Annotated in this window: 11 protein-coding genes; all 11 read right to left on the bottom strand. The window is 53.9% G+C overall.

Features of this window, described 5'->3' with window-relative positions:
* Window positions 1–2: 2 nt before the first annotated feature.
* The 11 genes from AC1M2H_RS17750 to eno all read right to left on the bottom strand — a co-directional run bounded on the left by AC1M2H_RS17750 (window position 3) and on the right by eno (window position 12,258).
* Window positions 3–818 carry an N-acyl homoserine lactonase family protein gene (locus tag AC1M2H_RS17750; protein WP_480148407.1) on the bottom strand — a complete coding sequence of 272 codons (816 nt, stop codon included), beginning with the start codon at window positions 816–818 and terminating at the stop codon, window positions 3–5.
* 572 nt (window positions 819–1,390) lie between these two features.
* Window positions 1,391–3,322, bottom strand: coding sequence for a BglG family transcription antiterminator (locus AC1M2H_RS17745; RefSeq protein WP_480148406.1), 1,932 nt, complete (start codon window positions 3,320–3,322; stop codon window positions 1,391–1,393).
* Between the two features lie 26 nt (window positions 3,323–3,348).
* Window positions 3,349–4,260, bottom strand: coding sequence for a DMT family transporter (locus AC1M2H_RS17740; protein ID WP_480148405.1), 912 nt, complete (start codon window positions 4,258–4,260; stop codon window positions 3,349–3,351).
* The gene (locus tag AC1M2H_RS17735) at window positions 4,257–5,699 is read right to left on the bottom strand and encodes a glycoside hydrolase family 1 protein (RefSeq protein ID WP_480148404.1); all 1,443 of its coding nucleotides are present in this window, start codon (window positions 5,697–5,699) and stop codon (window positions 4,257–4,259) included. The genes AC1M2H_RS17740 and AC1M2H_RS17735 overlap by 4 nt, the downstream gene beginning before the upstream one ends.
* A 67-nt stretch (window positions 5,700–5,766) precedes the next feature.
* Window positions 5,767–6,987 carry a PTS sugar transporter subunit IIC gene (locus tag AC1M2H_RS17730; RefSeq protein ID WP_283825123.1) on the bottom strand — a complete coding sequence of 407 codons (1,221 nt, stop codon included), beginning with the start codon at window positions 6,985–6,987 and terminating at the stop codon, window positions 5,767–5,769.
* 16 nt (window positions 6,988–7,003) lie between these two features.
* Entirely contained in the window at window positions 7,004–7,321 is a 318-nt protein-coding gene (locus tag AC1M2H_RS17725) for a PTS sugar transporter subunit IIB (protein WP_283825124.1), read from the bottom strand.
* 163 nt (window positions 7,322–7,484) lie between these two features.
* Entirely contained in the window at window positions 7,485–9,119 is a 1,635-nt protein-coding gene (gene ptsP / locus AC1M2H_RS17720) for a phosphoenolpyruvate--protein phosphotransferase (protein WP_480148403.1), read from the bottom strand.
* Between the two features lie 20 nt (window positions 9,120–9,139).
* Entirely contained in the window at window positions 9,140–9,397 is a 258-nt protein-coding gene (locus AC1M2H_RS17715; protein ID WP_480148402.1) for an HPr family phosphocarrier protein, read from the bottom strand.
* A gap of 36 nt (window positions 9,398–9,433) precedes the next feature.
* A complete protein-coding gene (locus AC1M2H_RS17710) occupies window positions 9,434–9,748 on the bottom strand; it encodes a PTS lactose/cellobiose transporter subunit IIA (protein ID WP_480148401.1) in 315 nt (104 codons plus the stop codon).
* An 804-nt stretch (window positions 9,749–10,552) separates the two neighbouring features.
* Window positions 10,553–10,927 (bottom strand): fluoride efflux transporter CrcB, encoded by a 375-nt coding sequence (crcB, locus tag AC1M2H_RS17705; RefSeq protein WP_480148400.1) that lies wholly within the window; start codon window positions 10,925–10,927, stop codon window positions 10,553–10,555.
* A gap of 44 nt (window positions 10,928–10,971) precedes the next feature.
* On the bottom strand, window positions 10,972–12,258 hold the full coding sequence (gene eno / locus AC1M2H_RS17700) for a phosphopyruvate hydratase (protein WP_480148399.1): 1,287 nt from the start codon (window positions 12,256–12,258) through the stop codon (window positions 10,972–10,974).
* Between the last annotated feature and the right edge of the window lie 9 nt (window positions 12,259–12,267).

Genomic DNA, 12,267 nt, shown 5'->3' with positions numbered 1-12,267 from the left:
TTTCAGCATGAAGAAACCGGCAGCGGCTGCCGATCGACGCGGACGATCCATTCCTCCGTTTCGGCGGAGAATGCCGGGTAGCGGCGTAGAACCAGGGGATCGTGACCGGGAACGATATGGTCGGCGGAGTCGGCCAGGCGTTTGACGATGTCGTAGCCTTCCATCATATCGCCAACGTTGAACACCACCGGATAGGGGCGGCCCTGCTCGATATTGGCGTAAAAGTGCGCCGCGTCCGAGGCCAGTACCACCCAGCCGCGGGCGGTATTGACGCGCACGATCTGCAGGCCGTCAGAGTGGCCGCCGGTGCGATGCAGGGTAATGCCCGGCGCCAGCTGGCCGTCGCCGTTATGAAAGCGGACGCGGCCGACGAACAGCTTATCGATCATCGCTTTTACGTCTCCCACGTCGAAGGGGTGACGAACTTCCTGGTGGCACATGCAGCGCCCGGTGCAGAAGGCCATTTCGCGATCCTGCAGATGAAAGGTCGCGGCCGGGAACAGGGCGTGGTTACCGGCGTGGTCGTAGTGCATGTGGCTGATAATGACGTAGGCGACGCTTGCCGGATCGACGCCAATTTGCGCCAGGCCTTCGGCGATCGGATGGATGATGGTGCGCCCGCGCTGCTGCGCCATCTGCTCATCGAAGCCGGTATCCAGCACGATGGTGCGGGCGTCGTTCTGGATCACCCAGATGAAGTAGTCGATGGGCATCGGGCCATCATGGAGATCGCCGCCGATAAAGTTGTCCCGCGCCATCCGATGGTGATGGGCATAGCGGATTGCGTAGATTCGATACTGTTCAACGCCGGAAGACATAGCTGACTCCTTGTTAAAAGGCCGATAACTGCACGATCGTTTTTTGTAGTAAAGAAGTTATAATCTTGTATGACAATAATTCAATAATACAAATATGATCGATTTCACAAATTTCGACCGCTGGCCGGTAAAGCGCGGCTTAATGTGATGTCCGTTTGATTTTCTAAGCTGATTTAGCGGGTTTTGAGTCAGAGAGGGGCCAGACGCGGAGCAAAGCGCGGGTTTTATCGTGCAAGGGCGTAAAAAGGCAGCAGGAGGCGTATTACGCTTCCCGCCGCGCTGCCGGCTATCGTAAGCGGGCTGGAAACTTGACGAAGCGCTCTATCTATCTGACCGCATTATCGTTTTGAAGCAGCAACCCGATCGTGTACATCACCAACAGGAGGTCGCTTTATCACGCCCCCGATCGTTGGACGCTCCCGCTCTGCTGGATGGGGGAATAACGGCGGCAGGCGAACCCGGCGAGGCGATTCGCAGCCAGAGTCGTTTTTGCACCACACGGCCAACTAAAAAAGTTACCGATTTTAGTTGGGCAAAGAGGGGTTATGGCCGGCAGCCGGCAAATAATGGCGTTAAAAACACTCAATAATAGTCGTGACAAACTCCTGCCACGTACGGCATTCGCTGGCCTTTTTCAAATTCGGCGGCTCGAGGAGCAATACGATAAGGTTATCGAAAATATCGTAGAACAGGGCTCTTTCGGCCTGATTAATCGAAAATAGCAGCACCACGTTGACCATATTATTGCCCCACGGAAAGCTTTTTTCGCTAATCACGACGCAGAGCCCGGTTTTGTCCGCATTCATCTTCATTGAGTGCGGAACGGCGATATTGCCAAAGGTGGTGGAGTAGTTGTGCTCCCGCTGGAAAACATCGTGCACGAAATCCGCATCCACGTAGCCGTGACGGTGCAGCGCATCCGCCATAAACGGAATCGCTTCGTTTTCATCCGCCAGCGGTGGATTATGGAAAAACAGCTTTTCGTTGGAGATTAGCTGCAGGTTTTCCAGCAGCCGGGCTCGTTTCTTCTTCTGCCGCACGCGCTCGACTTTATACTGCAGGGCCGAAATATCCCTGTCGGTCAGGAACGGATTAATATAGACCCATTCCATCAGGGTCTGCGGGATCCGCAGCGTGGAGATCAGAAAGTCAGGCGCCGGCAGGTTGGCAAACTCTTCATAGGAGGTCACGATCGCCCGAATAATAAGCTGCTGGCCGAACAGGCTGTCAATCTGCGATATCAGCTGGTTGGTATGGTTATGATAGTGCGGCACCAGCAGCACGCAGCTCACCTTATTTTGTCCGGCGATCTGGTTGCCCAAAATGCTGCCAATATGCAGCGCAATATAGGCAATTTCATGCTCGTCCACGGTGAAGCCGGTGGCCTGGCGAATTTTTTCCGAAATCGCCACCGCGCAGTCAAAAATAAGCGGACAGGATGTCCGAATCTGTTCAGTCAAGGGATTACGCGTAACGTGCCCATGCTGAAGCCGCACCAGCAAATTTTTAATATGGATAGTGAAACGCACCAGGAACTGCTCGCTGTCGCCATCAATAAAATCATAGCGCCGCATTTCTTTGCACAGTATCGCCACCAGCTCCATGCACTCTTTGCCGGCCAGCATCTCGATATTGCCGGCGTGGATTTCGTCCATGTCGATTCTGATAAGGCTGCTGAGCAGGACCACGGTGAGGGCTTCGGCCTCCTGTTCGCTATAAATCACCTCAAAGTGCTGCTCAATTTCGTTAATGACGTGACGCGCCAGCGTGGTTTCGCGCTCATCATATTTTCTTTCACCGGCAGCGGGCGAGGTGGCGGAACACGGATTAAAGGTGTGGTCGTTACGAATACGGTCAATGCTGATAACAACATCCAGCACCAGGCTTAGCAACGCATACTCATTGATGAAGTAGTGCCAGGATTTGCACGACTCGACCAGAATAGAGACCAGCTGGTCGATGTCGTAGCGGGGAAATATCCGCCCGATTTCCGTCAGGCTGAGGATATTTGCGCTAAATTCCGCGTACAGAATGCTGGAGAACATCCTTCGTTTGTCCTGCTCCAGCCCCTCAACCGCCAGGCAATCGTTGGTCACGGTGAGGTACAGATTAAAGTCCTTCAGTTTTTTTCTCACCAGCAGCAGATCTTTTTTGACGGTTTCATAGCTGACGCACAGCACATCGCTCAGACCGTACAGGTCGGGTAATTCCGCCGCCGGCTGCCGGCTGTTGAGGAGCTGGGTCAACAGATAGTTAATTCTCTCTTCCGGCGTTTGCGGCATTTTATGGGCATGGCTGGAGAGTACGCGCATGATGCGCTCCTTATCCACCGCATAGCCGCGATGCGAGGACTGGATAAGCCCGGGCTCATTTGCGTTTATCTCGGCGATGTAGTTCTTCACGCTGCGATCGCTGACGGCCATGTTCATAGCCAGCATCTGTGCGGTTTGCGCGTCAGCGCCGTCGAGAAACAGCCGCAGCAGTTTCAGATGCTTGTTTTGCATTTCCTCTCCTGTTTGTCTGACGCGTTTCAGCGCGGACCTGAGCCTGCCGATAGGGAGCCTTCCCGCCGCGGCGAGCGGTTCATCACCATGAGTCCTGCGATCGTCAACAGCATGCCCAAACATGCCCACAGCCCCAGCGTTTCATGGAAAAATATCATTCCTGACAGCGTAGCCACTACCGGTTCTATCGAGGCCATCATCGCCGCCTTGCTCGCTTCCCCCTGGCCGACCGCCTGAGTATAAAGCAGATAGGGTAGCGCCGTATTCAGTATGCCAATAACGGCTATCCAGACTGCCGACCCGGGCGCCGCGCGCAGGATGCCAAGCCCATGAGGTATATCGATCGCACACAGCGCGGCCGCGGCGCCGAAGATAAAACACCAGGCGGTCACCGTCAGCGGATTGCCGCGCCGCGCCTCTATCTTCGCCAGCACGGCGTAAAGCGCATACAGCAGCGCGGCGAGAAGACCAAAACCGATCCCGCGCGCGGAATAGTGCTGAGCCGCGGGGGTGATACCGGCCGCAAGGCAGATCCCGCCTAACGTTAACCCCAGCGCCGCCGTTTTACGCGGCGTCAGCGGTTCATGAAATACCCGGACCGAAAGCAGCATGACGATGGCCGGCGACGTATAAACCAGCACCGCGGTTAGCGAGAGCGAAAGTTCCCGTACCGACAGCACGTAGCACAGCGAGTAGAAGAACAGGCAGCCAGCGCCCATCATCGCCAGCGAGGGAAGCTGGCGCAGATGGATACGCATTCCGCCGGGGCGGCGCAGCGCAATGAGGCTCACCGCCGCGGCGGCAACAGTCAGGCGCAGGGCGCCGATTTCGGCCGCCGTGAAGCCACAGGCGCCAAGATGGCGCATGACTACGCCTGACGTACCCCAGCAAATGCCGGCGCCCAGCGCCAGCAATGCGGGTTTCTCTGATGCTATCAAAGCTCTTCACCGTGGCTGGCAATCGCCCGCTGATACCAGCTATAGCTTTTCTTCGGACTCCGCGCGGCGCTACCCCGGCCGTAATCGTCCAAATCAACATAGATAAAGCCGTAGCGTTTGCTCATCTCCGAGGAGGAACAGCTGACGATATCAATCGGCCCCCAGGGGAAGTAGCCCATGACGTCAACGCCGTCGCGAACCGCTTCTTTCACCTGCGCCAGATGAGTACTCATATAATCAATGCGATAGTCGTCATTAACCTCGCCATTCTCTTCTTTCTTGTCGAATGCGCCAATCCCATTTTCGGCAATCATGATAGGAACCTGATAGCGATCCCAGTAGAGGTTGAGCTTGGTGCGCAGGCCGATAGGGTCGATGCCCCATCCCCAGTCGCTGGCCTGAATATTGGGGTTAGGGTAGGACGTTTTATGCTTCAGCACGCTCTGCGCGTCGCTTATGCGGGTGTAGTAGTATGAGATGGCGAGAAAATCGGCCGTATTGCGTAAAGCCTCTTCGTCGCCGGGATAGAAATGCAGCTGAATATTATGCTCGGCAAAATAGCGGAACGCATATCCCGGATAGCGACCCCGCAGCAGCACATCGCCGTAAAAATACTCCATTTGATTGCGACGCACGGTCGCCAGCACGTCTTCCGGTTTGCAGGTCGCCGGGTAGCTAATACCGTCGGCAAACATCATACCGATACGAAATTCCGGGTTGATACGGCGCGCAATCTCGGTGGCTTTTGCGCAGGCGACCATCTCGTTATGCACCCCCTGATATTTTGCTTCATGAAGATTGGCGACTTTATCTTCCGCAATCCCGAGGTGGTTGAATGACTCATGAACGATCAGGTTAATCTGATTCACGATAATCCAGTACTTCACCTTGTGCTGATAGCGGGTAAAGACCGTCTCACAGTAGCGTACGAAGAAATCAACCAGCTCGCGTGAATACCAGCCGCTATAGGCGGTGGTCAGATGCAGCGGCATTTCGTAGTGGGAGAGAGTAATCACCGGCTCCATGCCGTTGGCGATAATCTCATCGATCAGATTATCGTAAAACTGCAGTCCGGCCTCGTTGGCGACCCGATCGTCACCGTTAGGATAGATTCTCGACCAGTTAATCGAGGTACGGAAAGCGTTCATCCCGGTGGCGGCTAGCAGCTGCAAATCTTCTTTGTAGGTGTGGTAAAAATCGATGGCATTACGTTTTGGATAAACACCCTGGTCATCCGCCATCGCATTGCGGATATATTCGGTAGTGATCTCTTCGTTGTATTTTTTGTCGAGCGCGACGTCATTACGGAAAAGGTTAATATCCGCCACGCACCATCCTTTGCCATCCTCCTGCCAGGCACCTTCACATTGATTAGCGGCGACCGCGCCGCCCCACAGAAAGTTCTTGGGGAATCCATCAGGAACGCGTTTACTGGTCAAAATAGGTCACTCCTTTTATTAAGCGGCCGGCCGGCCGCTGTTTGGGTACAGGATATAAAGTATTGTTTCAGGATGCCGCAGCTTCCGATTCAACCTGCTGTTTTTCATACATTTTGAAAAAGGGATACCAGATCAACGTACTCACGGTCGCCACAACGGCGAACAGCACCAGCCCGCTTAAATCTTGCGACACAATCCACGTCGAAATAGGGAACGGGCAGTACCACATATCAAATACGGCGGCCGGGATATTGACGGCTCCCATATCGAGAACGACATAGGTAATGAGCGGTAAAATAATGCCCTGCAGCCACAGCGGTACCATTAATATTGGGTTCCAGGCGACGGCGCCAAAAATAACCGGTTCATTAATATTAAAGATCCCCGGAACCAGCGATGCCGACCCCAGCGCTTTCAATCTTTTAGATTTCGATCTGACCAGCATAATGACCAGCGGTAGGGTTGCGCCAATCCCGCCGATCGCCACCCACCCGGAATAGAGCACTTCTGCCGTCACAATGTTTTTGGCTACCCCTCCGGCGGCCACCGCCGCCATATTGGCGGTAATACCGGCGAGGAAAATAGGTTTGGTGATCGGGAACAGCACCCAGCCGCTGATCCCCATTGAGTAGAGAAACACGCCTAAAAAGGTTATCAGTAAAAATCCTGGCAGCGTTTGCGCGAAGCTGGTGATCGGCATAAAAATATTAAGTAATATTTGATACAGATCCAGCTGCAGTACGTATACCGCCAGCCATCCGGTCACCGTGACCACCAGGATTGGAATAATCGCATCAAACCATACCCTGACAAAATCTGGAATCGCGCTATCTTCTTTAAAAAATGAATACCTGCCGGCAATCCCCATAATAAAGGCAACATAGATCCCGGCAATAATAGAAACAAACATCCCGCCAGCGCCAAAGTATTTAAACTGCAGGACTGAAACCTCCTGCAGTTTGACAATAATCATAAACAGGGCAACCCCGGACATACCGGCAATTAAGCGCATTTTATTGATTTTCTTTTTTTCCATATAGTTAAATGGAATCAAAAATGCAATAAATACGGAGATCAGTCCCATCGTGTAGCTGGATATTGTCGATAGGTTGGGGAACCAGGGCAGAAAATTTTTCAAAATCGATAAAACGGTTACCAGCGAGCCAACCAGAATCATCGGCAGCACCTGCATGATTGAGTCTTTCAGCGTTAAAACCCAAACATTACGGTTGACCTTGTTCATTGGCGGTGCAAAATGCACCTCCATCCAGTCGATAAATTTTTGCATATCGGTTATGCCTCGCTTAACCTTTATTTAATTCGCTAAGAAGATGATCCAACGCTTTAGCACCATCCAGCAGGGAGTAATACGACTTATCCATTAAGATGACTTTGATGTTCATTGTTGCCACTTTCTCTTCCAGTTCCGGAATTAAATATTTGAGGTGTGGGCCAACCATCAGGCAGTCGATTTCCTGTAAAAAACTTTCAACTTCGGCTTCGCTACGGGCGACGACGCTGCAGTCGAGTCCGCGCTTTGCCGCTTCCTTGCGAATGTTTGCGGCAAGAAAACCGCTGGATGCTCCTGAGCCACAAATCAGCAATACGTTTAATTTTTTCATTTGCGTATGAACCTTTATATAAGTGTTGTGATGTAGGGTCATCTTATTATCGTCATCGTTATTACTGGCATTCAAATATGCTGTTTCACTGTCGAAGTGAAAATATTTACTTACGCCGTGAACGATGAAAATAAGTGATCGCCATCACGCTGAGTGAATGTTTTTATTTCAAAATAATTTGCTGAATCGCTTTTTTTAACGGCAAGAGTCCCGGAGGCGATACGGAAAGTTCAGCAACACCCAGACGAATAAAATATTCGCTCAGCGCTAAATCTGCTGCCAGTTCGCCGCAGACGCCCACCCATACTCCATGCTGATGCGCATGGGCGCAGACCTGTTCAATCAGGCGTAATAGCGCCGGGTGCGTCGGATCGCCGTAGGGGGCAAGGGCCTGGTTCTGGCGATCGACCGCAAGGGTGTACTGAGTTAAATCGTTGGTACCGATACTAAAGAAATCCACCTCCGGCGCTAACAGGTCGCCGGTCAGTGCGGCCGCGGGCGTTTCGATCATGATCCCCAGCTCAATATCCGCCCGATAGGGGATACCTTCCGCATCCAGCTGCTGGCGACACTGCTGGTAGAGAGCTTTCAATGCCCGCACTTCCCAAAGCGACGCCACCATCGGGAACATAATGGCAATACGTCCCCAGGCGCTGGCCCGTAAAATCGCGCGGAGCTGGGTTATCAGCAGTTCGGGTTGCGACAGGCACAGGCGAATTGCCCGGCAGCCCAGCGCCGGATTTTCTTCCTTCTCCAGGCGCAGCGCTGCGGTCTGTTTATCCGCACCGAGATCCAGCGTACGAATAATCACCCGCTTGCCGTTCATGCCTTCGGCAACGGCGCGATAGGCGGCAAACTGCTCCTCCTCGCCGGGCAGATCCTCGCGGCCGAGGTAGAGGAATTCGCTACGAAACAGGCCGATGCCTTCTGCTCCGTTGTCCAGCGCCGCCGCCAGCTCCTGCGCTGAGCCGATATTCGCGTACAGCGCGATGCGGCGTCCGCAGCGCGTGATAGCCGGTTCATCTTTGGCGGCGAGCAGCATCTCGCGCTGTCGGGCCTGCTGTTCCAGCTCCTCCTTATAGCGTTGACGCGTTTCATCATCGGGCGTCAGGCAGATGCGGCCGCGATTGCCGTCAATAACTGCCTCCAGACCGTCCCACGCGGAGGGAAGTTCCGCCAGATCCAGGTCGACGAGCGCGGGGATCCCCATTGCGCGCGCCAGAATCGCGGTATGGGAATTGGCTGAGCCCTGGCGGGTGACGATGCCGGTGATGCGCTGCCTGTCGAGCTGTACGGTCTCGCTGGGGGTCAGATCGTCGGCAAGCAGAATAGCCTCTCCGTCGGGCTGCTGTAGTCCACAGGCCTGATGGCCGCAGAGAATGGCCACCAGTCGCCCGGATACATCCCGCACGTCAGCGGCGCGCGCCTGAAAATAGGCATCCTCCATGACGGCCAGCTGGTTGGCAAACAGCTCTCCGGCCTGCTCTACGGCCCAGGCGGCGCTGCGTTTCTGTTCGCCGATCGCCTCGCGTATTTCCTGCTGGAAATCGTCATCCAGCAGCATCAGCTGATGGGCGGCGAACAGCTGGGCGGTTTCTTCTCCGGTTTCCGCACGGACCTTATTCTCCAGCGCCTGCAGCTGTATCAACGCGGTACTGCACGCGCGCTCCAGCTTCGCCAGTTCCTGCTGTGGATTGTCGATGGGCTCCGGGCTGACGGATGATTTTGCGGGCCGGTAGCACCATATTTGTCCCCGTGCGATACCTGATGAAACGGCTTTACCTGCTACGATCTGCATGAACTTTCCTTAAGACTTAATCAGAGATGCTGCTGGAAAAAGTCGTGCAGCGCGGCGATCGCCTGCTGCTCGTCCGGGCCGCTGGCGCTGATCGTCACCGTATCGCCAACCTTCACGTTCAGGCCCATGACGGTGAAGATTTTTTTCAGGCTGACCTGCCGATCGTCCCTGGCAATATGCAGGGTCGAGCTGAAGCCCAGCGCCAGCCGTACCAGCAGACCCGCCGGGCGAGCGTGGATGCCGAGATCGTCGCGGATAGTGTATTGAAATTGTTCCATTAACGTTTCCTGTTAAAAGGGCGGGGAGTTTTAGCGCTATCTGCGTGGTTCCAGCTCGCCTATGCGCTTATCAAGGGTGCGAAAGATTTTTAGCAAATGACGGCTCATCAGCAGCTCGCTATTAATGGTCATCAGCGTATCCTGCGCGTGGGTAAATAGCAGAGAGGGCGGGAAGACTTCACCGTGAATTTCGCTCTGCACAATATCGGTCTGGTTGCCGTGGGCCGTTTTTATTTTCTGCTGGGCCTGGGTGATTTTCTCATCGGCCAGGGAAAACTGATTTTGTTCAATGGCAGAGAGCGCATCGGTAATCAAGGCGCGCGCATCGCCGGCATCCATAATTATATTCATTGCCGTACTATTAATCTTTTCTGTTTTATCCATTGGGTATCTCACTATGCAGTTGAACTCTCCATTAGCGTTATTTATTCGCTGCGGGTGGAGAGGATAATTAATTCTTGCTGCGGAGCAGTTCACCACGGGCCCCAGGGGAGCAACAAATAAATAATTTCCAGGCGGCAGGGAAGATTTTTACTTTTTGATGGGTTTTATTATAATTGTTTGTTTTTTTAGGTGGTTATGTAATGTTTATGATGCGAGCGGTGCTTGATAAACGCGATGCGGCTGGTTTTAATTTAATTGTGATGCGTATCACATTATTAGTTTATAATATGCATATTGTCGCTATTGCGATCTTTTTTGTTGCCGTTTAATTCTCATTTCAGCGCCTGAAGTCCAGCATTTATAAAAGCAGCATCAGCCGCTGGCAAATAGAATAGCCGCATTCATTGCGACGTTTTATTCAGAGTTCGTGCGATAGTCCACGAGCGGCAAGCTTACGATATAAAACCCTGCTGTTACTCTCCGCTCGGGTACCAGGAAGATATCGACTATCGGCAGAGTATTTTTTAAACCGCTGCGTGCCGAACCCGGGTTCTACGTACTCTGTTTAAATAAACTCAATCTGCCCCGCGGTTTCCCAGTGCCGATATATCAACGGGAGCGTCATCAGGTTTTGAATCATTGTACGACGTCCGTCTGGCGCAGATGATGATGCAAAGCGGAATATTTGTCTGCGCAGAGTATTTCTGTACCGATATCTGCAGTCAGGAGCGGGCTCTCCGTTCCAGAGCCCGCGGAACGGAGAGGTTTTCTCTAAATCATCGTCATGACCAAAAAGCCGGCCGCGGTCATCAGCAGCGAACCAAAGACGTGCGCCAGTACCGAAATGACGGCCCACGAATAATTACCGTTCTGAAGCAGCACCACAACTTCGGCAGAGAAGGTGGAAAACGTCGTCATGCCGCCGCATAGCCCGGTAGTAATAAAAAACTTCCACGCCGGATCAAGATGCGGTTGTCTGACAAAAAAGGCCAGAGCGAGTCCGATAATAAAGCCGCCAATCAGGTTAACCAGCAGAGTGCCCGGCGGCAGATTGGGAAAAGATCCATTAAGGCGCATGGAGAGCACCCAGCGGATCACACAGCCCAGCGATCCGCCGATAACCACGGCGAATAATGATTTATACATAAAACCTCACAGGTATTCGGGACCATCGGCGCCGGTTTCAGGGATTAACGTTTTTTAAAGGCGGATTTACCCGCAAAGACGGCCGCATCGCCCAGCTCGTCTTCAATTCGCATCAGCTGATTGTATTTTTCAATCCGCTCCCCGCGGCTGGGGGCGCCGGTTTTCAGGTGCCCGGCGCGAAGCCCTATGGTCATATCGGCAATAAAGCTGTCCACGGTTTCTCCGCTGCGGTGCGAAATAAAGGTCCCCCAGCCGTGGTCCTGACACAGCTGCACGGCCGCAATCGTCTCACTCAGGGTGCCTATCTGATTGAGCTTAATCAGCGCCGCGTTGGCCAGATTCTCATCAATGCCGCGCTGGATATATTTCACGTTGGTCACAAAAATATCGTCGCCAACCAGCTCGATTTTATCGCCCAGCGCGCCGCTCAGGATTTTCCAGCCGGCCCAGTCATCTTCCGCCAGGCCATCTTCAATCAGGACGATCGGGAACTCATTCACCAGCTGCTCATAGTAACGGGTCATCTCCTCGGCGCTAAGCTGGGCATTTTCCGTGCGCAGGGTATATTTTCCATCTTTATAAAACTCGCTGGATGCCGGATCCACGCAGATCGCGATATCCTCCCCTGGCCGGTAGCCGGCCCGCTTAATGGCTGCGACAATCAGCTCCAGCGGCTGCCGGTTGGAAGAGACCACCGGCGCAAATCCCCCCTCGTCGCCCACGCCGGTGGAGAGGCCTTTTTCAAGTAAAACCTGACGCAGATTCTGATACACCTCGCTGCCCCAGCGAATAGCCTCGCGCACGGAGGAGGCTCCCCAGGGCGCAATCATAAACTCTTGAAAATCGGCTCCCTGCCAGCGGGCGTGAACCCCGCCGTTAATGATATTCATGCAGGGAACCGGCAGCAGATTAGCGCCGATGCCGCCCAGATAGCGATACAGCGGGATACCGGATAGCTGCGCGGACAGGCGCGCGACGGCCAGCGAGACGCCGAGGATGGCGTTGGCGCCTATTCGGCCCTTGTTTTCCGTCCCGTCCAGGGCTATCAGGCGGCTATCGATATCCTTCTGCCGGCGGACGTCATAGCCCTGCAGGGCCCCATTAATTTCCGTATTGATGCAGTGAACGGCATCCCGTACTCCCTTGCCGCCAAAGCGCCGCTCGTCGCCGTCGCGACGCTCAATAGCCTCACGTGATCCCGTGCTGGCGCCAGAAGGCACCGACGCTCGCGCCGTGCGGCCATCGGCGGAGGTCACTTCCACTTCGACGGTCGGATTACCCCGGGAGTCGAGAATTTCTCTGGCAATTACGCGTTCGATTTCATAGCTCATACAATGACC

This window comes from Klebsiella sp. F11, assembly GCF_056712265.1.
This window is presented reverse-complemented; position numbering and strand designations above follow the sequence as displayed.